Annotated in this window: 24 protein-coding genes; 9 read left to right on the top strand and 15 right to left on the bottom strand. The window is 69.5% G+C overall.

The window, feature by feature from the left end; genetic code table 11:
* Positions 1-182 precede the first annotated feature (182 nt).
* The 5 genes from AC07O8_RS12595 to hemN form a co-directional block, all read right to left on the bottom strand.
* Positions 183-1052 carry an OmpA family protein gene (locus AC07O8_RS12595; RefSeq protein ID WP_495048348.1) on the bottom strand — a complete coding sequence of 290 codons (870 nt, stop codon included), beginning with the start codon at positions 1050-1052 and terminating at the stop codon, positions 183-185.
* Between the two features lie 32 nt (positions 1053-1084).
* Complete coding sequence (locus AC07O8_RS12590; RefSeq protein ID WP_495048347.1) at positions 1085-1483, bottom strand: hypothetical protein; 399 nt, start codon at positions 1481-1483, stop codon at positions 1085-1087.
* A 137-nt stretch (positions 1484-1620) separates the two neighbouring features.
* On the bottom strand, positions 1621-2874 hold the full coding sequence (gene icd, locus AC07O8_RS12585; RefSeq protein WP_279759129.1) for an NADP-dependent isocitrate dehydrogenase: 1254 nt from the start codon (positions 2872-2874) through the stop codon (positions 1621-1623).
* A 109-nt stretch (positions 2875-2983) separates the two neighbouring features.
* Positions 2984-3688 carry a sulfite exporter TauE/SafE family protein gene (locus tag AC07O8_RS12580; protein ID WP_495048346.1) on the bottom strand — a complete coding sequence of 235 codons (705 nt, stop codon included), beginning with the start codon at positions 3686-3688 and terminating at the stop codon, positions 2984-2986.
* Between the two features lie 52 nt (positions 3689-3740).
* The gene (gene hemN, locus AC07O8_RS12575; protein WP_495048345.1) at positions 3741-5168 is read right to left on the bottom strand and encodes an oxygen-independent coproporphyrinogen III oxidase; all 1428 of its coding nucleotides are present in this window, start codon (positions 5166-5168) and stop codon (positions 3741-3743) included.
* Between the two features lie 218 nt (positions 5169-5386).
* Here hemN and AC07O8_RS12570 point away from each other — a divergent pair, with 218 nt between their 5' ends.
* On the top strand, positions 5387-6118 hold the full coding sequence (locus AC07O8_RS12570) for a helix-turn-helix domain-containing protein (RefSeq protein WP_495048344.1): 732 nt from the start codon (positions 5387-5389) through the stop codon (positions 6116-6118).
* 13 nt (positions 6119-6131) lie between these two features.
* Here the strand turns inward: AC07O8_RS12570 and AC07O8_RS12565 are convergent, their stop codons facing one another.
* The 8 genes from AC07O8_RS12565 to AC07O8_RS12530 all read right to left on the bottom strand — a co-directional run bounded on the left by AC07O8_RS12565 (position 6132) and on the right by AC07O8_RS12530 (position 13776).
* Positions 6132-6452 (bottom strand): hypothetical protein, encoded by a 321-nt coding sequence (locus tag AC07O8_RS12565; protein WP_495048343.1) that lies wholly within the window; start codon positions 6450-6452, stop codon positions 6132-6134.
* 79 nt (positions 6453-6531) lie between these two features.
* Positions 6532-8004 carry a cytochrome c oxidase accessory protein CcoG gene (ccoG, locus tag AC07O8_RS12560; RefSeq protein ID WP_495048342.1) on the bottom strand — a complete coding sequence of 491 codons (1473 nt, stop codon included), beginning with the start codon at positions 8002-8004 and terminating at the stop codon, positions 6532-6534.
* A gap of 42 nt (positions 8005-8046) precedes the next feature.
* The gene (gene ccoP / locus AC07O8_RS12555) at positions 8047-8949 is read right to left on the bottom strand and encodes a cytochrome-c oxidase, cbb3-type subunit III (RefSeq protein ID WP_495048341.1); all 903 of its coding nucleotides are present in this window, start codon (positions 8947-8949) and stop codon (positions 8047-8049) included.
* The gene (locus AC07O8_RS12550; RefSeq protein ID WP_431102420.1) at positions 8942-9115 is read right to left on the bottom strand and encodes a cbb3-type cytochrome oxidase subunit 3; all 174 of its coding nucleotides are present in this window, start codon (positions 9113-9115) and stop codon (positions 8942-8944) included. The genes ccoP and AC07O8_RS12550 overlap by 8 nt, the downstream gene beginning before the upstream one ends.
* A gap of 12 nt (positions 9116-9127) precedes the next feature.
* Complete coding sequence (gene ccoO / locus AC07O8_RS12545; protein WP_495048340.1) at positions 9128-9754, bottom strand: cytochrome-c oxidase, cbb3-type subunit II; 627 nt, start codon at positions 9752-9754, stop codon at positions 9128-9130.
* Positions 9755-9775: 21 nt separating this feature from the next.
* Positions 9776-11260: a cytochrome-c oxidase, cbb3-type subunit I gene (gene ccoN, locus AC07O8_RS12540; RefSeq protein WP_495048339.1), complete on the bottom strand. Its 1485-nt coding sequence runs from the start codon at positions 11258-11260 to the stop codon at positions 9776-9778.
* A gap of 76 nt (positions 11261-11336) precedes the next feature.
* Complete coding sequence (gene ccoS, locus AC07O8_RS12535) at positions 11337-11483, bottom strand: cbb3-type cytochrome oxidase assembly protein CcoS (protein ID WP_495048338.1); 147 nt, start codon at positions 11481-11483, stop codon at positions 11337-11339.
* Positions 11484-11505: 22 nt separating this feature from the next.
* Positions 11506-13776: a heavy metal translocating P-type ATPase gene (locus tag AC07O8_RS12530; RefSeq protein WP_495048337.1), complete on the bottom strand. Its 2271-nt coding sequence runs from the start codon at positions 13774-13776 to the stop codon at positions 11506-11508.
* Positions 13777-13811: 35 nt separating this feature from the next.
* On the opposite strand from AC07O8_RS12530, the gene AC07O8_RS12525 reads away from it, so the two are divergent.
* On the top strand, positions 13812-14324 hold the full coding sequence (locus AC07O8_RS12525) for a DUF192 domain-containing protein (protein WP_495048336.1): 513 nt from the start codon (positions 13812-13814) through the stop codon (positions 14322-14324).
* A gap of 131 nt (positions 14325-14455) precedes the next feature.
* Here AC07O8_RS12525 and AC07O8_RS12520 read toward each other — a convergent pair whose 3' ends face one another.
* Together AC07O8_RS12520 and xseA are read right to left on the bottom strand one after the other, a co-directional pair.
* On the bottom strand, positions 14456-15040 hold the full coding sequence (locus AC07O8_RS12520; RefSeq protein WP_495048335.1) for a superoxide dismutase: 585 nt from the start codon (positions 15038-15040) through the stop codon (positions 14456-14458).
* 116 nt (positions 15041-15156) lie between these two features.
* Positions 15157-16521, bottom strand: a complete 1365-nt coding sequence (gene xseA / locus AC07O8_RS12515) for an exodeoxyribonuclease VII large subunit (RefSeq protein ID WP_495048334.1) — start codon at positions 16519-16521, stop codon at positions 15157-15159.
* A 328-nt stretch (positions 16522-16849) separates the two neighbouring features.
* On the opposite strand from xseA, the gene AC07O8_RS12510 reads away from it, so the two are divergent.
* From AC07O8_RS12510 to AC07O8_RS12480, 7 genes are all read left to right on the top strand, one after another.
* Complete coding sequence (locus tag AC07O8_RS12510) at positions 16850-17548, top strand: MotA/TolQ/ExbB proton channel family protein (protein WP_495048333.1); 699 nt, start codon at positions 16850-16852, stop codon at positions 17546-17548.
* Positions 17545-17958: an ExbD/TolR family protein gene (locus AC07O8_RS12505; protein WP_495048332.1), complete on the top strand. Its 414-nt coding sequence runs from the start codon at positions 17545-17547 to the stop codon at positions 17956-17958. Before AC07O8_RS12510 ends, AC07O8_RS12505 begins: the two co-directional genes overlap by 4 nt.
* Before the next feature lie 25 nt (positions 17959-17983).
* Positions 17984-19039 (top strand): tetraacyldisaccharide 4'-kinase, encoded by a 1056-nt coding sequence (lpxK, locus tag AC07O8_RS12500; protein ID WP_495048331.1) that lies wholly within the window; start codon positions 17984-17986, stop codon positions 19037-19039.
* A complete protein-coding gene (locus tag AC07O8_RS12495) occupies positions 19020-19223 on the top strand; it encodes a Trm112 family protein (RefSeq protein ID WP_495048330.1) in 204 nt (67 codons plus the stop codon). Before lpxK ends, AC07O8_RS12495 begins: the two co-directional genes overlap by 20 nt.
* Positions 19220-19978, top strand: a complete 759-nt coding sequence (gene kdsB / locus AC07O8_RS12490) for a 3-deoxy-manno-octulosonate cytidylyltransferase (protein ID WP_495048329.1) — start codon at positions 19220-19222, stop codon at positions 19976-19978. Before AC07O8_RS12495 ends, kdsB begins: the two co-directional genes overlap by 4 nt.
* Before the next feature lie 147 nt (positions 19979-20125).
* A complete protein-coding gene (gene adk, locus AC07O8_RS12485) occupies positions 20126-20779 on the top strand; it encodes an adenylate kinase (protein WP_495048328.1) in 654 nt (217 codons plus the stop codon).
* 104 nt (positions 20780-20883) lie between these two features.
* A complete protein-coding gene (locus tag AC07O8_RS12480; protein ID WP_495048327.1) occupies positions 20884-21642 on the top strand; it encodes a 3-hydroxyacyl-CoA dehydrogenase in 759 nt (252 codons plus the stop codon).
* Positions 21643-21695: the final 53 nt, after the last annotated feature.

The raw sequence follows: 21695 nt of genomic DNA, 5'->3' as shown, positions 1-21695 counted from the left end.
CGCGCAAGCGGGCTTTCTGCTTTTCGGCGATGGCCAGTGACCCGCGTGGCGGCGGCCGCCGCGATCGGGGCGCAAGCCGACGACCCTGTGGTCAGAAGGAAACATCGACCGAGGATCGGTCAAGGAATCGCTCGAGCAATGGGGCGCCCGGACGCCCCATTCCTCGCCCGGACCTACCGATTTCAGCGTCCCCCGGCAAACGCGCCGCGTTCGTCGGAGAAAACGATCTCCACGCGCCGGTTCTGCTGACGCCCTGCGGCGTTGTCGTTGGAGGCGACGGGACGCGCCTCGCCGTTGCCGCGGACGTCGATCCGGCCCGCGTCCACACCCCGCTTGGCCAGGGCATCCCGCACCGATTCCGCGCGGGCGCGGGACAGGGCGAGGTTGCTCTCCGCGCTGCCCGTGCTGTCGGTGAAGCCTTCGATCAGGATGCGGCGTTCCGGATGGTTGCGCAGCGCCGAGGACAGCGTGTCCAGGCGGCTGTAGGCGCCTTCCTTGAGCGTCGCCTTGCCGGTGTCGAACAGGACGTCCTGCAGCATCACGACGAGGCCTTGCGGGGTGGGCTTGGCCTGGATCTCCGCAAGCTCGCGCTGCAGGCGGTTGGCGCGTTCGGAAGCCGCGACGGCGGCTGCTTCGGCAGTCGCGGCCTGGCCCTGGGCGACCTGTGCCTGACCTTGGGCCACCTGGGCCTGACGGGTACGGACCTCGGCGCGCAGGCGTTCGCGTTCGAGTCCGGCCGATTCGACCTTCGCGTCGGCGGCGCGTGCCGCGGCCAGGTTCATTGCCGTCTGGGCGCGCTGCGAGGCGACGGTGGCGGCGCTATCGATCTCGGACGGGTCCTTGCGCTCCCGCCAGGCGAAGTCGGCGCGGTCCAGGGACTCCCTGGCCTTCGCGAGTTCCGTGGCGGCGTAACGGCTGGTGTTCGGGTCGCTGCTGGCCTGCGAGTAATCGCGTTTGGCGGCTTCGAGGCCCGCATGCGGGACGGGGACCGACGAGCAGGCGGCCAGCGCCAGCGCAGTGAGTCCGCCAGCGATATTCCAGTATCGATTCATGGTATCTCCTCAGGGTGGAAGTCGCTGCGATCTCAACGGCCGGGCGCGGCGGGGACCGAGCCTCGATTGAGTTCCTCGCGCAAGGTCGAGAGGCTGCGGTCGAGTTCGGCCGCGGCCTTCTCCGACCGATCGCGCGCGGACTTCGAGCGTGCCAAGGCGGCAGCGGCTTCGGCCTCGTCGGCCTTGCGGCGGGCGAGCGCGTGATCGCCCTTCTTCTGGGCCTCCTGGGCTTCAGCCAGACGCGCGCGGGCCACGACCAGATCCGGCGAATCGCCGGCGCCGATGCTGGTCTGAGCGGCATCGAGCGCGCCTCGGCTTTCGCCGAGCTGGGAGGCGGTCTCGACCTTGTTGGTCGAGCATCCGGTCAGCGCAACCGCGGCGAGAACGCCCGCTGCGATGAGGGTGCGCCCCGGGAAGAGTTGGTGTCGCATGAACACTCCTTGATGGGATGGATGTTCATGCGATGGCAAGCGCGGGTCCCGCGCCGCTCAGAAACGAAAAAACCCCAGGCGCTTTCGCGCACTGGGGTTCTTGATCGCAGCCCGGTTCAAGCCCGGGCTGTCGTCGATCACATGTTCTCGATCATCACCTGACCGAAGCCCGAGCACGACACTTGGGTCGCGCCGTCCAGCAGGCGGGCGAAGTCGTACGTGACCTTCTTCGACAGGATCGACTTCTCGATCGACGAGATGATCAGGTCGGCCGCTTCGGTCCAGCCCATGTGGCGCAGCATCATTTCCGCCGACAGGATCTCGGAACCCGGGTTCACGTAGTCCTTGCCCGCGTACTTCGGCGCCGTGCCGTGGGTGGCTTCGAACATCGCGACGGAGTCGCTGAGGTTCGCGCCCGGGGCGATGCCGATGCCGCCGACCTGCGCCGCCAGCGCGTCGGAGATGTAGTCGCCGTTCAGGTTCAGCGTCGCCACGACCGAGTACTCGGCCGGACGCAGCAGGATCTGCTGCAGGAACGCGTCAGCGATGCTGTCCTTGACCACGATGTCCTTGCCGGTCTTCGGGTTCTTGAACTTGCACCACGGGCCGCCGTCGATCAGCTCCGCGCCGAATTCCTTCTGCGCCAGCGCATAGGCCCAGTCACGGAAGCCACCTTCGGTGAACTTCATGATGTTGCCCTTGTGCACGATCGTCACGCTGGGCTTGTCATTGTCGATCGCGTACTGGATGGCCTTGCGGACCAGACGCTCCGTGCCTTCGCGCGACACCGGCTTCACGCCGATGCCCGAGGTCTCCGGGAAGCGGATCTTCTTGACGCCGAATTCCTCTTGCAGGATCTTGATCAGCTTCTTGGCCTTCTCGCTCTCGGCTTCGAATTCGATGCCGGCGTAGATGTCTTCCGAGTTCTCACGGAAGATGACCATGTCCGTCTTGTGCGGTTCCTTGACCGGCGACGGCACGCCTTCGAACCAGCGCACCGGGCGCAGGCAGACGTACAGGTCCAGTTCCTGGCGCAGCGCGACGTTCAGCGAGCGGATGCCGCCGCCGACCGGCGTCGTCAGCGGGCCCTTGATCGAGACCACGTAGTCCTTCAGGACCGTCAGCGTCTCTTCGGGCAGCCACACGTCGGGGCCGTAGACCTTCGTCGACTTCTCGCCGGCGTAGATCTCCATCCAGTGGATCTTCTTGGCGCCGCCGTAAGCCTTCGCCACGGCCGCGTCCACCACCTTGATCATCACCGGGGTGATGTCGAAGCCGGTGCCGTCACCCTCGATGTAAGGAATGATCGGGTTGTTCGGAACGTTGAGCGAGAAGTCGGCGTTGACCGTGATCTTCTGGCCGCCCTCGGGCACCTTGATGTGCTGGTACATGGAGTCGTCTCCGCGAGTCGCGTGGGTGGTTTGGGGTAAACCGGAAGCGTTGATTCTATGACAGCGAAACTTTCAATCGGCTGATGCCGGGCCCATGTCCCTCGGAGCTTCAGCCGCAGTACGCGCGGATCTGCGTCCACAGGCCGTGACCGAGCGCCCAGAGCGCCCCCGCGGCCAGCATGGCCCCCGACAAACGGGTCGCGATTCGCACACCCGAGCCGCCCGCCAGGCCGCCGCCCCCACTCACCCGGCCGAGGCGGGCCAAGCGGGCCAGCAGCCAGGGCCCCGCGAGCAGCCCGGGCGACGAACCGAGGGCGAAGGCCGCCATCACGCCCGCGCCCTGCCAGGGACCTTCCGCGAGCGCCGCGACCGTCAGCGCCGATTGCAGCAAGCCGCAGGGCCAGGCCAGCCACGCCAGGCCGGCCAAGCCGGCGCCGGCCATGCGCGCCGGAGACAGCGCGACCGCGCCCGGGCCTGCGCCGAGCGACGCGACCGGAATCCCGACCGCCGCAGCCGCACGGGTCGTCCACATGCGCAGGACCCATCGCGGCGGCGCCGCGCGCCAGACGAGGAAGGCCCCCATCGCCAATGCCGCGAGGTGCACCATCAGCCACAGCGGACGCAACGCCCCCGAGGCCGACTCCCAGCGCAGCAGGCCGCCGACGCTGGCCGCGACCACCGCCCCGCCCACCGCGTATCCCAGCAGCCTTCCGGCCTGGAAGGCGGCGATGCCGCCTCGCCGCCCCCCGGTCACCGCCGCGCAGGGCGCGACGCACATCGCCGCGCAGTGCAGGCTGCCGGCGGCGCCTATCACGAACGCGGTGCCTGCAAGTGCCAGCGAGAGCATCCCGACCCTGCCGTCGACTTCAGAGGATGCGCGAGAAGCGCAGCGGCGCTTCGCCGGGTGCCTCCCGGGTGCCGGGCGGCTTCAGATAACGGTCGAACACCATCGCCACCGCCCGCACGAAGAACCAGCCCATGGTCGTCACCTGCACGGCACGCGCCTCGATCGTGACGAGTCCGTCCTCCGCCATCGGACGCAGGCGCTCCAGTTCCGTCGCGAAGTACTCGGTGGCGACGATGCCGTGCGAGCGCTCGATCGGCTCGAAGTCCAGCCGGCCCTGGCACATCAGCGCCATGATCGCGTCGCGACGCACCAGGTCGTCCTGGTCGAGCACCAGGCCGCGGTCCACCGGCAGCCGACCTTCGCGCAAGGCGGCGTAGTACTCGGGCAGGGTCTTCACGTTCTGCGCGAAGGCGGCACCGACCTTGGAGATCGCCGACACGCCCAGCGCCACGAGGTCGCAGTCCGGCTGCGTGCTGTAGCCCTGGAAGTTGCGATGCAGCCGCCCTTCGCGCTTCGCCACGGCCAGCGGGTCGTCGGCGAGCGCGAAGTGGTCCATGCCGATGTAGCGGTAGCCGCGTGCGATGAAACCCGCGATCGCGCCGGACAGCATGCGCAGCTTGTCGCCGGGCGGCGGCAGCGCGGCAGGCTCGATGCGGCGCTGCGGCTTGAAGCGGTGCGGCAGGTGCGCGTAGCCGTAGAGCGCGATGCGGTCCGGCCGCAGCATGGCGACCTGCTCGACGGTCCGCGCGAACGAGGCCGGCGTCTGCAGCGGCAGGCCATGGATCAGGTCGACATTGATCGACCGGAACCCCAGGTCCCGCGAGGCGCCCATCAACGCGGCGACGCTCTCCAGGCTCTGCACCCGATGCACGGCGCGCTGCACATCGGGATCGAAGTCCTGCACGCCGAAGCTCAGCCGGTTGAAGCCCAGCGTGCGCAGGTGACGCAATCGCGCGACGTCGATGGTGCGCGGGTCGACCTCGATCGAGATCTCGGCATCCGCGGTCAAGCGGAAATGGCGATGCAGCAGGGCCATCAGCATCGACAGCTCGCGATCGGCCAGGAAGGTCGGCGTGCCGCCGCCGAAGTGCAGCTGCGACACGAGCGCACGATCGCCGAGCCGGCGGTGGACCAGCCCCATCTCGACCTCGAGCGCGTCGACGTAGGCGGCCGCGCGCTCGTGGTGCCGGGTGACCACCTTGTTGCAGGCGCAGTAGTAGCAGACCGATTCGCAGAACGGGATGTGCACGTAGAGCGACATCGGCTGTCGCACCGCGGGCCCGAAGGCGCGCAGCGCCAGCACTTCGCCGTGGCGCTCGGCGTCGACCCCCGCATGGAAACGGTCCGCGGTCGGGTACGAGGTGTAGCGCGGTCCGGCGATGTCGAAGCGGCGCAGCAGGTCGGCATCGGGGAGGCTGCAATCCCACAGGGTCGGGTCAGGGCACATGGACCCGATCCTCACCCTTTGTTGGCAAAGCGTCATTGATTGATGTCATTGCCGGCGTCGATGCCCCGGCAAAGAATCCCCCGCTTCCTCGCATGTCCGATGAACCCATGCCGAGCGCCACGCTGACCTCCCCTTCCCCTCCGCCCGCTTCGACTGCTGGGACCACTGCGGCCGCTGCGGCCACCGCGCCCACTCCGACAGCCCAGGTCATTTCGCCGATGCTGACTGCGCTGTCCGTGCTGCCCGACGCGACCCGGATCACCTGCGCCACCTGCGCGGTGCGGCAGATCTGTCTGCCGACCGGCCTGCCTGCCGCCGAGGTCCACCAGCTGGAACGCATGATCTCGGACCGCCGCCTCGTCGCGCGCAACACGGTGCTGTTCAAGCCCGGAGATCCGTTCGAGGCCGTCTACATCGTGCGCACCGGCTTCTTCAAGACCTCGGCCTCGGCGGAGGACGGTCGCGACCAGATCACCGGTTTCCCCATGGCCGGCGAGATGCTCGGTCTCGACGGCATCTTCAGCGGCGCCTACGCCAGCCAGGCGGTGGCGCTGGAGGATTCGCAGATCTGCGTCGTGCCCTATGGCCGGATCGATGACATGACCCGGGAGGTCGACCGGCTGCGCCGCCAGTTCCATCGCCTGATGAGCCGCGAGATCGTCCGCGACCAGGGCGTGATGATGCTGCTCGGGTCGGTGCGCGCCGAGCAGCGCGTGGCGACCTTCCTGATCAACCTGATGCGTCGGCTGCGGGCGCGCGGTTTCTCCTCCTCGAGCGTCGTCCTGCGGATGACCCGCGACGAGATCGGCAGCTACCTCGGCCTGACCCTGGAAACGGTGAGCCGCACCTTCTCGCGGATGCAGGACGACGGCCTGCTCGAAGTCCGCGCGCGCGAGGTGCGCGTGCTCAAGCCGAGACAGCTGCTGCAGCTGGTGCGCCGCACGGCATGACCGCCCCGCGCGGTCAGCGCGCCTGGCCGCCGGTCGCCGCATGGTTGCGCGCCTCCAGCGCGGGCGCTCTGTCCGGCGCTCTGGCAGGTGTTCTAGCGAGCGTTCCTCCGGGCGTGTTCGTGGCGCCGTCGCTCTCATCGGCGGCGACGCCGCTGCGGTCGACGGCACTCGTCGACCGCACCACCGGATCAGGATGCGTGATCGCCAGCGTCAGCGTCACCATCGAGGCCACGACCACCACGGTCGGGCCTCCGACCACCAGCCACATCATCGGATGCCGCCACCAAGGGCCGCTGGTCGGCAGGCCCGCAACGCTGAATCGGGGAGGCGTCATTCGCGTTGTTGTCATTCGCGTGGTCGTCATGTCCGCTCCTTGTGCAGAGGGAAAGGCTGAAGGATCGATCCGGCCGCGCTCATCGCGGCACGACGAAGGTGGATTTCTCGAGCAGCGCGCGCTCGGAAGGCGCAGCGGACCCGGACGGCGCATCGCACGGCGCATCGGACGGCGCATCGCACGACGCATCGGACGACGCGACGCGTCGTATGGCGAAGCGCATCGGATGCGCGCCGGTGCCCAGGGCAAGCGCGGCGTCCGGCGGCAGCCGCAGCGCGACGGTGACCCACCGCGCCTCGGCAGGCCCGAGCGTCAGGGCCCCGGACGGCGTCGCCACGCGCAGGCCCTCGATGCCCTGCACATCGAGGACGAAGCGCTGCGTCGATTCCGCGGCGTTCATGAGTTGCAACCGGTAGAGGTTCTCGACGACGCCGTCCTCGACCTCGCGCGCCAGGGTCGCCCGGTCGCGCACGACGTCGACCTTGAACGGCATGCGGACGGCCAGACTCCAGACCAGACCGCCGGACACCAGCATCAGGATCGCGCCGTACACCAGCACGCGCGGCCTGAACACGCGGCGCCACTGCTGCGCCGCCGTCCATCCTCGGCTCATGCCGTTCTGCGTCGCGTAGCGGATCAGGCCACGTTCGTAGCCGAACTTGTCCATCACGTCGTTGCAGACATCGATGCACGCGGCGCAGCCGATGCATTCGTACTGCAGTCCCTGGCGGATGTCGATGCCGGTCGGGCAGACGTGGACGCACTGTTGGCAGTCGACGCAAGCGCCCAGGCCGATCGTCGACAGGTCCGCCTTCTTCGAGCGCGGCCCGCGCGGGTCCCCGCGCGCGGTGTCGTAGCTGATGATCAACGTGTCCCGATCGAGCATCGCGCTCTGGAACCGCGCGTACGGGCACATGTACTTGCAGACCTGCTCGCGCAGGTAGCCGGCGTTGCCGTAGGTCGCCAGGCCGTAGAACAGGATCCAGAACAGCGACCACCCGCCGAGCGCGAGCGCGGCCGCGTCGGCCCCCAGCGCGCGGATCGGCTCGAAGTAGCCGACGAAGGTGAAGCCCGTCCACAGCGACACCGCCAGCCACGCCCCATGCTTGCCGCTCTTGCGCAGCAGTTTCTCCGCCGTCCAGCCGGCGCGGTCGAGACGGATGCGCGCGGCACGGTCGCCTTCGGTGTGGCGCTCGATCCAGAGGAAGATCTCCGTGTAGACCGTCTGCGGGCAGGCGTAGCCACACCACAGGCGCCCTGCCACCGCGGTGAAGAAGAACAGCCCGAAGGCCGACACCACCAGCAGCGCCGTCAGGTAGATGAAGTCCTGCGGATACAGGATGAGGTCGAAGATCAGGAAGCGGCGCGCCGCCAGATCGAACAGCACCGCCTGTCGCCCGTTCCACTGCAACCACGGCAGGCCGTAGAACACCAGCTGCGTGGCCCAGACCAGCGCCCAGCGCCACACGGCGAACCAGCCGTGCACGGCGCGGGGGTAGATCTTGGCCTCGGCTTCGTAGAGCGAGACGGCCCGGACGTCAGGATGGCTCATGGCTTTGGCTCGAGCATGCTCATGGCGAATGCCTCAAAGGCTTCACGGCTTCTCGTGGGAGAGTCCCCAGACGTAGCCCGCCAGCACGCGGATCTGCTCGGGACTCAGGCGCGAGCCGTGCTCGGGCATGTGGCTGTGCTTGCCGTTGTTGACCATGGCGACGATGGCGGACTCGCCCCAGCCGTGCAGCCAGACCTTGTCGGTGAGGTTGGGCGCGCCCAGGGCCGGGTTGCCCTTGCCGTCCATGCCGTGGCACGCCGCGCAGGCGCTGAACTTCGATTTGCCGAGCGCCGCCGCCACCGAGTTGTGCGGACTGCCCGACAGGCTCAGCACGTAGTGCGCGAGGTTGCGCACGTCCTCGCCGCTGCCCACCGCCGCCGCCATCGGCGGCATCGTGCCCTCGCGCCCCTGCGTGATGGTCTGGACGATGGTGTCCCCGCTGCCGCCGTAGAGCCAGTCGTTGTCGGTCAGGTTGGGGAAGCCCTTCGAGCCCTTGGCGTCCGAGCCGTGGCAGGTCGCGCAGTTGTTGGCGAAGAGCCGCTCGCCGATGGCCTTCGCCTGCGGATCCTGCGACAAGGCTTCCACCGGAGTTTTGTCGAACTTCGCGTAGATCGTGTGCATCTCGGCCCGCGCCTGGGCCTGCTCGGCCTCGTACTGGCCGGAGCTGGACCAGCTCAGCGAGCCCGCGTAGGCGCCCAGTCCGGGATAGAGCGCCAGATACAGCCCCGAGAACACCACCGTCAGCACGAACAGCACCATCCACCAACGCGGCAGCGGGTTGTTGAGTTCGCGGAGGTCCTCGTCCCAGACGTGGCCGGTGGAGTTGTCCTCCGCCATCACCTTGCGGCGGCTGGCGATGATCAGCAGCGCCAGGCACAGCGCCAGGCCCAGCACCGTCGCCGCGGCCACGAACAGCGACCAGCCGTCCGAAATGAAATCACTCATGACGACCTCCTCGCGGCGCGTCCTCGTCCGTCAGGACGAGCGCGCCCAGGTCTTCGAAACGTTCGCGGTTGTGCCGGGCGTAGGCCCAGACGACGATGCCGACGAACACCAGCAGCGACACCACCGTCACCGCGGAGCGCAGCGCATTCAGATCCATGTCGGGCATGGGGTCCTCCGATCAGGGCTTGAGCGCGGTGCCCAGCACCTGCAGGTAGGCGACGACCGCGTCCATCTCGGTGCGGCCCCGGACCTCGTCGGCCGCGCGGGCGATCTGCTCGTCGGTGTAGGGCACGCCGACGGTCCGCAGCCCGCGCATCTTCGGCGCCAGCTCTTTCGGATCGAGCGCCGCGCCGGCCAGCCACGCGTAGGCGGGCATGTTGGACTCGGGCACCAGGTCCCGCGGGTTGGTCAGGTGCAGGCGGTGCCACTCGTCGCTGTACTTGCCGCCGACGCGCGCCAGGTCCGGCCCGGTGCGCTTGCTGCCCCACTGGAAGGGGTGGTCGTAGACGAACTCGCCGGCCACCGAGTAGTGGCCGTAGCGCAGCGTCTCCGCGCGCAGCGGACGGATCATCTGCGAGTGGCAGTTGTAGCAACCCTCGCGGATGTACACGTCGCGGCCGGCGAGCTGCAGCGGCGTGTAGGGCTTCAGGTGCTCGACCGGCTGCGTCGTGGAGCGCTGGAAGAACAGCGGGACGATCTCGACGATGCCGCCGACGATCACCGTCAGCAGCACCAGCACGATCATCAGGAAGTTGCTGGTCTCGATGCGCTCGTGACCGCGGGCGGGGGCATGGGGGTGGGCCATGACGGGCTCCTTGACGGGCGATCAGGCGGCGGCCGCGAGCGCGGCGCCGGGAATGGGATGACGGGCGGGCCGGCCGACGCGGACCGTCATCACGACGTTCCAGGCCATCAGGCCCATGCCGCCGAGGTACAGCAGGCCGCCGAGCAGACGCACCACGTAGAACGGATAGGTGGCCTTGACGCCTTCGGCGAAGGTCCAGGTCAGCGTGCCGTCCGGGTTCACCGCGCGCCACATCAGGCCCTGCATCACGCCGGCGATCCACATCGCGGCGATGTAGAGCACGATGCCCAGCGTGGCGATCCAGAAGTGCAGCTCGATGGCGCGCTTCGAGTACATCTCGACGCGGCCGTACATGCGCGGGATCAGGTGGTACAGCGCGCCCATCGAGATGAAGCCCACCCAGCCGAGCGCGCCGCTGTGCACGTGGCCGACGGTCCAGTCGGTGTAGTGCGAGAGCGCGTTGACGGTCTTGATGGACATCATCGGCCCCTCGAAGGTCGACATGCCGTAGAAGGACAGCGCGACGATGAGGAACTTCAGGATCGGGTCGTCGCGCAGCTTGTGCCAGGCGCCGCTCAGGGTCATGACGCCGTTGATCATCCCGCCCCAGCTCGGCGCCAGCAGCACCAGCGAGAACAGCATGCCCACGCTCTGCGCCCAGTCGGGCAGCGCCGTGTAGTGCAGGTGGTGGGGACCCGCCCACATGTAGGTGAAGATCAGCGCCCAGAAGTGGACGATGGAGAGCCGGTAGCTGTAGACGGGGCGGTTGGCCTGCTTGGGGATGTAGTAGTACATCAGCCCGAGGAAGCCCGCCGTGAGGAAGAAGCCGACCGCGTTGTGGCCGTACCACCACTGCACCATCGCGTCCTGCACGCCGGCATAGGCGGAGTAGCTCTTGGTCAGCGACACCGGGATCTCGGCGCTGTTGACGATGTGCAGCAGCGCGACGGCGATGATGAAGGCGCCGAAGAACCAGTTGGCCACGTAGATGTGGCGCACGCGCCGCACGCCGATCGTGCCGAAGAAGACGATCGCGTAGGACACCCAGACGACCGCGATGAGGAGGTCGATCGGCCATTCGAGCTCGGCGTATTCCTTGCCGGTCGTCAGGCCCAGCGGCAGCGTGATCGCGGCCAGCACGATCACCAGCTGCCACCCCCAGAAGGTGAACCAGGCCAGCGCCGGCGCGAAGAGCCGCACATGGCCCGTGCGCTGCACGACATGGAAGGCGGTGGCCATCAGCACGCAGCCGCCGAAGGCGAAGATCACCGCGTTGGTGTGCAGCGGCCGCAGGCGGCCGTAGCTCAGCCAGGGGATGCCGAAGTTCAACTCCGGCCAGGCGAGCTGCGCGGCGATGATCACGCCGACCCCCATCCCGACCACGCCCCACAGCACCGCGGCCAGCGAGAACGCGCGGACCACGCCGTCCTCGTAGCTGGGCGCATCACCGGGCGCATCACCGGGTGTGATGGCGCGTCCTCCCTCCGACTCTGATTTGCTTGCCATGCTGGCTCCTCGAGGCGCTTGTTGCGCCGATGCCAGCAATTGTTCGGCGCCGTCTCGAAGCGCGTGTTGACGCGCGTCAAGCTAACGCGTCGTCCTCGAGGATTCGTTGACCTTCCCGGTCCAGCGACTCGAGTTGACCGTGCTGCACGGCCCAACCGAACACGGCCAGCACCAGCAGCACGAGCACCACCGACAAGGGGATCAGCAGATAGAGGATGTCCATGGGGCGTCTTCGCTCAAGGGGTTCAGGCCGTTCGAACGCGGAGCGGCCGCACGGCCGCGTCGCGGCCGAGCCGCGCGGCATTGGCGACGACGAGCAGCGAGCTCGTGGCCATGCCCAGGCCCGCGGCCCATGGCGGCAACCAGCCGACCAACGCCATCGGCACGCACACCGCGTTGTAGAGCGCCGACCACGCGAAGTTCTGGCGCACGACGCGGCGCGTGCGTGCGGCGAGCCGCAACGCGGCCGTGATCGCGTCGAGCCGATCCGAGATCAGCACGGCGTCGGCGCGCGCCTTCGCCAGGTCGGCGCCCTGCCCCATCGCGATCGACACCTGGGCTCGCGCGAGCACCGGCGCGTCGTTGATGCCGTCGCCGATCATCAGGACGCGGTGGCCGCGCGCTTGCAACGCGGTGAGGTGCTGGAGCTTGTCCTCCGGTCTGGCGCCGCCGCGCCACGGCACGATCCCGGCCTCCTTCGCCGCGGCCTCGACCCGTGCGGGCGCATCGCCCGACAGCAGCTCGACCGCGAGGCTCATCGCGTGCCAGTCATCGATCGCCGCCGATGCGCCAGCGCGCAGGCGTTCGTCCACGCGCCACGCGGCGCGCACCCTGCCCTCGCAGCTCAGGACGATCTGGGCGTCGGACGACTCCGGCCCCGTGCCCGGCCAGCGGATTTCGCCGGCGGCCCATGGCGGCGAACCGAGACGCCATCGCAGCCCGCGGGCGTCCAGCCCTTCCAGGCCTCTGCCACTGAACTCCTCGATGGTCCATCCGTCGTTGGCGCCGGATGGCGCGGGAAGCGTCGCCGCCAGTGCGCGCGACAGCGGATGCAGCGATCCCCCGGCAAGCCGCGCGGCGGCCGCGATGGCCTCTGCATCCGGCACTTCGTGAGACAAGCGGCTCAGGCGCGGAACGGGATCCGTCAGTGTGCCGGTCTTGTCCATCACGATCCGGTCGATGTCGGCCAGCGACTCGATGGCGTCGAGCCGCGACAGCAGCAGGCCGCGTCGGGCGAGCGCACCCGCGGCGGCGACCCACGCCGCCGGCGCCGCCAGCGACAGCGCGCAGGGACAGGTGACGATGAGCACCGACACGGCGACCGCCACCGACCGCGACGGGTCGACGGCTTGCCACGCGAACGCGGCCGCACCGGCGAGCCCCAGCACGGCGGCGAGGAACCCGCCCGCCACGCGATCCGACATGCGCGGCGTCGTCGGCCGGTCCTGGCCGGCTTGCGCCATCAGCCGGCGGATGCCGGCGAGGCGCGTCTGCTCGCCGACATGGCGCACGCGCAGCGTGAGCACGCCGGCCAGGTTCAGGCTGCCCGCGAGCACGGCATCGCCGGGCGCCTTCGCGACCGGACGCGACTCGCCGGTCAGCAGCGATTCGTCGGCCGCACCGGCGCCGGCCTCGACGATCGCATCGGCCGGCATGCGCTGGCCGGCCGCCACACGGACCCGATCGCCAACCACCAGCGCCTCGATCGCCACGCGCTCCGTGGCGCCATCCGGCCGCAGCCGTTCGACGTCCTCCGGCAGCGCCTCCGTGGCCTGTTCGATCGCCGCCGCCGCGCGATGCCGCGTGCGCAATTCCAGATAGCGCGCGCCGAGCAGGAAGGTCACGAACATCGTGATCGAATCGAAGAAGACGTCGTGTCCGAACGGACCGCCGGGGTCCAGCGTTGCGCCGCTGCCGGCCACGAAGGCGACGGCCAGGCCGAGCGCCACCGGCACGTCCATGCCCAGCCGCCGTCCGCGAAGCTGGCTCAGCGCCGCGCGGAAGAAGGGCCCGGCGGCCAGCAGCATCACCGGCAGCGTCAGCACCCACTGGCCCCAGCGCAGCAGCGCGGCCTGGTCGGGCGCCAGTTCGCCGGGCGCGGCGACATAGGACGGCCACGCCAGCATCATCACCTGCATCATCAGGAAGGCGGCGACGAACAAGCGCCAGAGCGCCTGGCGATGCTCGCGACGGCGCAGGTCGCGGGCGGGCCCGGCGAGGTCGGGGACGAAGTCGTAGCCCGCCGGCGCGAGCACCTGTCGCAACTGCGCCAGCGTCACGAGTTCCGGCCGCCAGTCCAGCATCAGCGTCTGGGTGGCCGGCTGGACCTCCGCCGACCGCACGCCACGTTGCGTCTGAAGCAGGGACTCGACCAGCCCGGCGCAGGTGGCGCAATGCAAGCCGGACAAGCGGAACCGGCCGCGCGTCAGCGCTGCGTCGGGAGCGGGGCGATTGGCGGGTCCGGCATCGGCGCCCAGGGCACCGGCGGACACCGTGGCGGCTGGGGCGGGCGACATGGCCGCGATAATCCGCCAAACCTCGAGGTGACAACATGCGCAATATCAAACCTGCGGCATCGTCCGCCCTTCTGTCGACCGTCCGATCCTCCGCGCTGTCGGCGGTGCTGTCCGCTGCCATGGCGGTGGCTGCCCTGACGGCGGTCGGCCCGGCCGCGGCCCAGCAGATTCCCCAGACGGGCCTGCCCGTCGTCGAGCTCGGCGCCGGCATGCACCTGATCCACGCCGAGGTCGCCCGCACCGACGAGCAGCGCGCCATCGGCCTGATGGCCCGCAAGGAGATGGCGCAGAACGCCGGGATGATCTTCGTCTTCGAGCAGCCGTCGCAGCAGTGCTTCTGGATGCGCAACACGCTGATCCCGCTGTCGGCCGCCTTCGTCGGCGACGACGGCACCATCGTCAACATCGTCGAGATGCAGCCGCTCTCCGATGTCTCGCACTGCTCGACCCAGCCGGTGCGCTACGTGCTCGAAATGAACAAGGGCTGGTTCGACAAGCGCGGCCTCAAGGCCGGCGCCAAACTGCGCGGCGGCCCCTGGCCCAAGTGATCCGGCCGGCGGCTCCGCGGCGGCGTTTCGGACGCTGAAACGACAACGGCCCGGGAAGCGATTCCCGGGCCGTTGCTTCATGGGCGCCCGCGAGGCGGGCGTCCGCGGGTCAGCCGCCGTTCAGCCGCCGTTCAGCCGCCGAAGTTGGCCTGGGCGAAGTCCCAGTTCAGCAGACTCTTCAGGAAGGTCTCGACGAACTTCGGACGCGCGTTGCGGTAGTCGATGTAGTAGGCGTGTTCCCACACGTCGATGGTCAGCAGCGCGGTGTCGCCGGTCGTCAGCGGGGTGCCGGCGGCGCCCATGTTGACGATGTCGACGCTGCCGTCGGCCTTCTTGACCAGCCAGGTCCAGCCGGAACCGAAGTTGCCGACGGCGCTCTTCTGGAAGGCTTCCTTGAAGGCGTCGACGCTGCCCCACTTGGCGTTGATCGCGTCGGCCAGCTTGCCGGTCGGCGCGCCGCCGCCGTTGGGCTTCATGCAGGACCAGAAGAAGGTGTGGTTCCAGATCTGCGCGGCGTTGTTGTAGATGCCGCCGCTGGAGGTCTTGACGATCTCTTCCAGCGTCTTGTTCTCGAACTCGGTGCCCTTCTGCAGGTTGTTCAGGTTGTCCACGTAGGCCTTGTGGTGCTTGCCGTGGTGGTACTCCAGCGTCTCGGCGCTGATGTGCGGCTCCAGCGCCTTCTTGTCGTACGGCAGCTCGGGCAGGACGTGTTCCATGAGGGACTCCTAATCGGTGGTTGATGGTGGGACGGGTGTCGCGGGCGATTGTAGGCAGCGAAATCATGCCCCTGACGGGAGCGCGCATACCGCGCCGCAGAGGGCGCGGGCCGCCTTCAGACCTCTCGGCGAACGACGCGCCCGACGCTGAGATCGGCCTCGCCGTCGGCCAGGACGGCGCGCAAGTCCTGACCCTCGCGGAGCTGGTCGACCGAACTGAGCGCCCGCCCCTGGCCGTCGTCCAGCCAGGCGTAGCCGCGGGCCAGCACCTGGCGCGGATCGAGCGCCTGCAGGCGCGCCTGGAGCGAATCCAGCCGATGCGCGCCGCGTTGCGCCTGCTGCGGGAGCGCCCGGTCGAGCCGTTCCGCAAGATGTCTCAGCCGCTGTGTCTGCAACGCCGCGGCGCGCGGCGCGATCTGGTTCAGCCGCTGTTCCAGGTGGCCCAGGCGTTGCGATTCCAGGGACACCGTCCTCGGCGCCACCTGGCCGAGCCGCTGCGAGAGCAGGTCCAGCCGGCGTTTCTGTCTGGCCAGGGCATCGCCCGGTCGCGCGAGGCGCAAGGCCAGGCGGTCGAGGCGTTGCGCGGACGCGTCCAGGCGCTGCTCGATCCGGCGCACCAGCTGGCGTTCCAGGGCGTCCAGCGTCTCCAGGCACTGCTGGCGGGACACCGTGGCGAGTTCAGCCGCCGCCGTCGGCGTCGGTGCGCGCAGATCGGCGGCGAGGTCGGCCAGGGTGATGTCGGTCTCATGCCCGACGCCGCAGATCACCGGCAGCGGCGATTCGGCCACCGCCTGGACGACGCGTTCGTCGTTGAAGGCCCAGAGGTCCTCCAGGGAGCCGCCGCCGCGCACGAGCAGCAGCACCTCGGCATCGGCGCGCTCGTTGGCGGTGGCCAAGGCACGCACGATCGCCGGCGGCGCCTCGTTCCCCTGGACGAGCGTGGGATAGAGGAAGACCTGCGCGTGCGGCGCTCTCCGGCGCAAGGCGGTCAGCACGTCCTGCAGCGCCGCCGCACCGGTGGAGGTGATCACACCGATCCGGCGCGCATAGGGCGGCGGCTGGCGCTTGCGATCCGCGTCGAAGTAGCCCAGCGACTCCAGCCTGGCCTTGAGGCGCAAGAACTGTTCGTAAAGCGCCCCTTCGCCAGAGCGCCGCATCGCCTCGACGATGAACTGCAGCTCCCCGCGCGGTCCGTACAGGTCGAGCCGGCCGCGCAGCTCCACCGTCATGCCGTCGCGCGGCGCGAACTCCACCAGGGACGCCGCGCGCCGGAACATCGCGCAGCGCAGCATCGCCGGCTGGCCTTCCGCATCCTTCAGGCTGAAGTAGCAATGGCCGCTGGCCGCGCGCGTGAAGCCGGAAAGCTCGCCCTGCACCGTGATGACGGGGAATCTGGCCTGCAATGCGTCGGAAAGGGCCGTCAACAGGGCCGCCACCCCCCAGACCATCCGTGGCGATGCGGGTTTGGAGGCGTCAATCATGCGCAAACCCAATGCTGGCGCGGGTCCGGAACTCCACAGCCGCGTCAATGCTGGCTCCGCGGGCCATATTGGCCGTCATGCCCGCGTCACAGATCGATAAGCGCTTGTTTTTCAAAAGCTTTTTCCTGCCTTTTTTTGGAGCAGCCTAATCCTTGCCGTTTGGCGACGGGCCCTGGCGCGGTTCCAGGACCAGTTGCCCACAAAGTTATCCACAGGAACGGTGGATGTTTGTAAGGGCTTGTGATGAGGGTCCGGAGTGGTCGGCGCCGACCGTGGGGAGCGCCATAATGCGCCGCCGGGCCGGAGATGCCCGTACGGAGGGATAGCCTTGTTTTCGATCATACAAGCCGCCGGCTGGCCGATCTGGCCCTTGCTGCTGTGTTCCGTCGTGGCCCTGGCGCTGATCATCGAGCGCGTCGTCAGCCTGCGGGCGGCGCGTGTCGCGCCGCCCAGCCTGATCGAGGAAGTGCTGGGCGTGACCCAGCTGCAGATCCCGAGCGGCGAAGTCGTCGGCAAGCTGGCCGAGAACTCGCTGCTGGGCCAGGTCCTGGCTGCGGGGCTGCGCACCTCGCAGGCCGATCCGCGCGCGGGAGAGGCCCGCCTGCGCCAGTCCTTCGAGCTGGCCGGCCGCCATGCGATCCACCAGATGGAGCGCTACCTCAACACGCTGGGCACGATCGCCGCGGCCGCGCCGCTGCTGGGCCTGCTGGGCACCGTGGTCGGCATGATCGAGATCTTCGGCAGCCAGAGCCCCGGCCCCGGCGGCAACAACCCGGCGCTGCTGGCGCACGGCATCTCGATCGCGCTCTACAACACCGCGTTCGGCCTGGTGGTCGCGATCCCGTCGCTGATGTCCTACCGCTACTTCCGCGGTCGCATCGAGTCCTACGTGGTCGACATGGAGCAGGCCAGCGAGCGCCTGCTGACGCACCTGGTGAACCGCGCGATGCCCGCGGGCGGCCAGGCCGGGCCGGTCACCGTGCCGCCGCCGGTCGCCGCGCCGGTGCCGGGGAAGGCCAAGGCATGAAGTTCCGCCGTCGCCAGGGCGAGGAACCGGAGATCAACCTGATCCCGTTCATCGACGTGCTGCTCGTCGTGCTGATCTTCCTGATGCTGTCGACGACGTACTCGAAGTTCACCGAACTCCAGCTCACGCTGCCGACCGCCGACGCCCAGCAGCTCAAGGAGCGTCCGGCCGAGATCATCGTGGCGATCTCGGCGGACGGCCGGTACTCGATCGACCGCAGCGCCGTCGAGGGCCGCAGCGTGGACCTGCTGACCGCCGCGCTGCTGCAGTCGGCGCAGGGCAAGCAGGAGCCGGTCGTGATCATCTCCGCCGACGCGGCCACGCCGCACCAGGCGGTGGTCAACGCGATGGATGCGGCGCGCCGCGCCAACCTCACGCGACTGACCTTCGCGGCCAACAAGCCCCAATGACCGCCGCCATGGACCGGGACCGGACATGACCCGGCCGGCCCTGGAGGACCGGCTGCAACGCGCCTGGCGCGACGACGACCGGCTCGCCCACCTGCTGCGGCCGCTGGCCGCGCTGCACGGCGCGGTGCTGCGGCTGCGCGTGGCGCTTTACCGCTTCGGCCTGAAGCGGGCGGAGCAGCTGCCGGTGCCGGTGATCGTCGTCGGCAACTGGGTGGTCGGCGGCGCCGGCAAGACGCCCACGACCCTCGCGCTGCTGGACACGCTCCAGCGCCTGGGCATCCGCGCGGGCGTGATCTCCCGCGGCTACGGCCGCGCGGATGACGCGCAGGTCCGCGTCATCGCCGACGGCGACCGTGCCGAGGACGTCGGCGACGAACCCCTCCTGATCAAGCTGCGCGCCGGCGTGCCGGTCGCGGTCGGCCGCGACCGCATCGCGGCGGCGCGCGCGCTGCTCGACGCCAGTCCCTGGATCCAGGTGCTGGTGTCCGACGACGGCCTCCAGCACTGGCGGCTGCCGCGCCAGCTCAGCGTGCTGGTGTTCGACGAACGGGGCCTCGGCAACGGTCGCCTGCTGCCCGCCGGGCCGCTGCGCCAGTCGCGGGCCCTGCCGCCGCCGCCGGGCTCTTCGGCGGACACGCTGGTGCTCTACAGCACCGGCCGGCCGAGCACCGCCCTGCCCGGTTATGTCGGCACCCGCCAGCTGGCCGGCGCAGTCGCGCTGGCCGACTGGTGGCGCGGCGAACCCGGCCGCATGGAACGCCTGCACGCCCTGCGCGGCAAGCCGCTGCTGGCCGCCGCCGGCCTGGCGCGGCCGCAACGCTTTTTCGACATGCTCGGCGAGCAGGGCCTGAACTTCCGCGCGCTGGCGCTGCCCGACCACGCCTCGCTGGATCCGCTGCCGTGGGCCCGCACGGACGAGGTCGTCATCACCGAGAAGGACGCCGTCAAGTTGCGTCCGGAGGCGCTGCAAGGCTGCCGCATCTGGGTGGTGGCGCTAGACTTCCGCCCCGAACCCGCTTTTGAAGAGGCGTTGCAGCGCGAGCTGCGGCGGCTGCTCCCCCATGGACCATCGACTGATTGAGATGCTGGTGTGCCCCGTCTGCAAGGGCCCGCTGGACGACCGCCGCAACGCCCCGGCCAGCGGCCTGCCCGACCGCGAACTGCTGTGCCCGGCGGACCGCCTGGCCTTCCCGATCCGCGACGGCATTCCGATCATGCTGGCCAACGAGGCCCGCTCCACGGACGCCGAAGGCGACGCCGCGTGAGCACCGGTTTCCACATCGTCATCCCGGCCCGGCTGGCGTCGACACGCCTGCCCAACAAGCCGCTCGCCGACATCGCCGGCGCGCCGATGATCGTGCAGGTCGCGCGCCGCGCGGCCCTGGCCGGCGCTGCGCAGGTCGTGGTCGCGACGGATGCCGTCGAGGTGAAGACCGCCTGCGAGGCCCACGGCATCCGTGCGCTGATGACACGTGCCGACCACGCCAGCGGCAGCGACCGCCTGGCGGAGGCTGTCGAGCAACTCGGACTGCCGGATGACGCATTGGTCGTGAACGTCCAGGGCGACGAGCCGCTGATCGCGCCGGAGATGATCCGCGCCTGCGCCGATCTGCTGGCCGCGAAGCCGCAATGCGCGATGGCGACGGTGGCGCACGCGATCGACGACGACGCCGAGTTCGCGAACCCGAACGTCGTCAAGCTCGTCACCGACGCCCAGGGCCTGGCGCTGTACTTCTCCCGCGCCCCCATCCCCTGGTGGCGCGACGCGCCGGGCGGCGGCGCCCGCGTGAAGCCCGGGGCCGTGCTGCGGCACGTCGGGCTGTATGCCTATCGCGCCGGTTTCCTGCGCCGCTTCCCGACGCTGGCGGTCTCGCCGCTGGAGCAGATCGAGGCGCTCGAACAGCTGCGCGTGCTGTGGCACGGCGAGCGCATCGCGGTGCATGTCAGCGCCGAGCGGCCGGGCCCCGGCGTGGACACGCCCGAGGACCTCGAACGCGTCAGAAGGCTGATGACAAGCTGAATCGCGGCCCGACCCGACAGGGTTACACCGCAGTTCATTCGCCTGCCGCGTCAGCGGACCGTAGGCCAGCGCGTGCTATTCTCGCCCGCAGTTTTCGAGGGCGCGTCGGCCCGTGCGACGCGCCCTCTCCCTATATCGAGGAGACCCATGCGACTGATTCTTCTGGGCGCCCCCGGCGCCGGCAAAGGCACTCAGGCCTCATTCATCTGCAACAAGTTCGGCATCCCGCAGATCTCCACCGGCGACATGCTGCGTGCCGCGGTCAAGGCCGGGACCGAACTCGGCATCGCCGCCAAGAAGGTGATGGACGCGGGCGGCCTGGTCAGCGATGAACTCATCATCAACCTGGTCAAGGAACGCATCGCACAGCCGGATTGCGCCAAGGGCTTCCTGTTCGACGGTTTCCCGCGCACCATCCCGCAGGCCGACGCGATGAAGGCCGCCGGCGTGAAGCTGGACTTCGTGCTCGAGATCGACGTGCCTGACAGCGCCATCGTCGAGCGCATGAGCGGTCGTCGCGTGCACACGGGCTCGGGCCGCACGTACCACGTCAAGTTCAATCCGCCCAAGGTCGAGGGCAAGGACGACGTCACCGGCGAGGACCTGATCCTGCGCGACGACGACAAGGAAGAGACCGTCAAGAAGCGCCTGGAGGTCTATCAGGCGCAGACGCGTCCGCTGGTCGACTACTACTCGAGCTGGGCCGCCAGCGGCGACGCGCAGGCACCGAAGTACCGCCGCATCGAAGGCATCGGCACGGTGGACGAGATCACCGGCCGCGCCCTGGCCGCGCTGAGCTGAACCCACCCCCACCCGTGACAACGGCGGCCCACGTGGCCGCCATTTTTTCGTCGACAATTGACGTTTACGTCAACGGCAACCAACAACTCGGAAGGAGACATCCCATGGACATCGCGAACAAGGTCTTCATCGTCACCGGCGGGGCCTCGGGCCTCGGCGAAGGCACGGTCCGCATGCTGGCGCGCGAAGGCGCGACCGTCGTCATCGCCGACCTCCAGGTCGAGCGCGGCGAGGCGCTCGCCAAGGAGCTGAAGGGCGCCTTCGTGAAGTGCGACGTCAGCCAGGAAGCCGATGCCCAGGCCGCCGTCGCCAAGGCGGTCTCGCTGGGCAAGCTGATGGGCCTGGTGAACTGCGCCGGCATCGCGCCGGCCGCCAAGACCGTCGGCAAGGACGGCGCGCATGCGCTGGCGACCTTCTCGAAGGTGATCACGGTCAACCTGGTCGGCAGCTTCAACATGATCCGCCTGGCCGCGGAGGCGATGAGCAGGAACGAGCCGGAAGCCACCGGCGAGCGCGGCGTGCTGATCTCGACGGCCTCGGTGGCGGCCTATGACGGCCAGATGGGCCAGGCGGCCTATGCGGCCTCCAAGGGCGGCGTCGTCGGCATGACGCTGCCGATCGCGCGCGACCTGGCGCGCAACGGCATCCGCAACATGACGATCGCCCCCGGCATCTTCGGCACACCGATGTTGTTCGGCATGCCGCAGGAGGTACAGGACGCGCTGGCCGCCAGCGTGCCCTTCCCCTCGCGCCTGGGCCGTCCGGAGGACTATGCCAAGCTGGTCCACCAGATCGTCACCAACGACATGCTCAACGGCGAGGTGATCCGCCTGGACGGCGCGATCCGCATGGCACCGAAGTAAGCGGCGCACGGCCGCGACATCGTGGCCCACTCGACAAATGAAAAGGCCTCCCG

Source organism: Roseateles sp. GW821-FHT09G09 (genome assembly GCF_059415965.1).
This window is presented reverse-complemented; position numbering and strand designations above follow the sequence as displayed.

Excerpts from the sequence above, each read along its gene's own strand:
- AC07O8_RS12550 (WP_431102420.1), bottom strand. The coding sequence starts at position 9,115 with ATGCCCGACATGGATCTGAATGCGCTGCGCTCCGCGGTGACGGTGGTG.
- ccoP (WP_495048341.1), bottom strand. The coding sequence starts at position 8,949 with ATGAGTGATTTCATTTCGGACGGCTGGTCGCTGTTCGTGGCCGCGGCG.
- AC07O8_RS12595 (WP_495048348.1), bottom strand. The coding sequence starts at position 1,052 with ATGAATCGATACTGGAATATCGCTGGCGGACTCACTGCGCTGGCGCTG.
- AC07O8_RS12530 (WP_495048337.1), bottom strand. The coding sequence starts at position 13,776 with ATGTCGCCCGCCCCAGCCGCCACGGTGTCCGCCGGTGCCCTGGGCGCC.
- xseA (WP_495048334.1), bottom strand. The coding sequence starts at position 16,521 with ATGATTGACGCCTCCAAACCCGCATCGCCACGGATGGTCTGGGGGGTG.
- lpxK (WP_495048331.1), top strand. The coding sequence starts at position 17,984 with ATGACCCGGCCGGCCCTGGAGGACCGGCTGCAACGCGCCTGGCGCGAC.
- AC07O8_RS12505 (WP_495048332.1), top strand. The coding sequence starts at position 17,545 with ATGAAGTTCCGCCGTCGCCAGGGCGAGGAACCGGAGATCAACCTGATC.
- AC07O8_RS12590 (WP_495048347.1), bottom strand. The coding sequence starts at position 1,483 with ATGCGACACCAACTCTTCCCGGGGCGCACCCTCATCGCAGCGGGCGTT.
- hemN (WP_495048345.1), bottom strand. The coding sequence starts at position 5,168 with ATGTGCCCTGACCCGACCCTGTGGGATTGCAGCCTCCCCGATGCCGAC.
- AC07O8_RS12565 (WP_495048343.1), bottom strand. The coding sequence starts at position 6,452 with ATGACGCCTCCCCGATTCAGCGTTGCGGGCCTGCCGACCAGCGGCCCT.
- AC07O8_RS12525 (WP_495048336.1), top strand. The coding sequence starts at position 13,812 with ATGCGCAATATCAAACCTGCGGCATCGTCCGCCCTTCTGTCGACCGTC.
- ccoN (WP_495048339.1), bottom strand. The coding sequence starts at position 11,260 with ATGGCAAGCAAATCAGAGTCGGAGGGAGGACGCGCCATCACACCCGGT.
- AC07O8_RS12480 (WP_495048327.1), top strand. The coding sequence starts at position 20,884 with ATGGACATCGCGAACAAGGTCTTCATCGTCACCGGCGGGGCCTCGGGC.
- ccoG (WP_495048342.1), bottom strand. The coding sequence starts at position 8,004 with ATGAGCCATCCTGACGTCCGGGCCGTCTCGCTCTACGAAGCCGAGGCC.
- AC07O8_RS12570 (WP_495048344.1), top strand. The coding sequence starts at position 5,387 with ATGCTGACTGCGCTGTCCGTGCTGCCCGACGCGACCCGGATCACCTGC.
- AC07O8_RS12495 (WP_495048330.1), top strand. The coding sequence starts at position 19,020 with ATGGACCATCGACTGATTGAGATGCTGGTGTGCCCCGTCTGCAAGGGC.
- icd (WP_279759129.1), bottom strand. The coding sequence starts at position 2,874 with ATGTACCAGCACATCAAGGTGCCCGAGGGCGGCCAGAAGATCACGGTC.
- adk (WP_495048328.1), top strand. The coding sequence starts at position 20,126 with ATGCGACTGATTCTTCTGGGCGCCCCCGGCGCCGGCAAAGGCACTCAG.
- ccoO (WP_495048340.1), bottom strand. The coding sequence starts at position 9,754 with ATGGCCCACCCCCATGCCCCCGCCCGCGGTCACGAGCGCATCGAGACC.
- AC07O8_RS12520 (WP_495048335.1), bottom strand. The coding sequence starts at position 15,040 with ATGGAACACGTCCTGCCCGAGCTGCCGTACGACAAGAAGGCGCTGGAG.
- ccoS (WP_495048338.1), bottom strand. The coding sequence starts at position 11,483 with ATGGACATCCTCTATCTGCTGATCCCCTTGTCGGTGGTGCTCGTGCTG.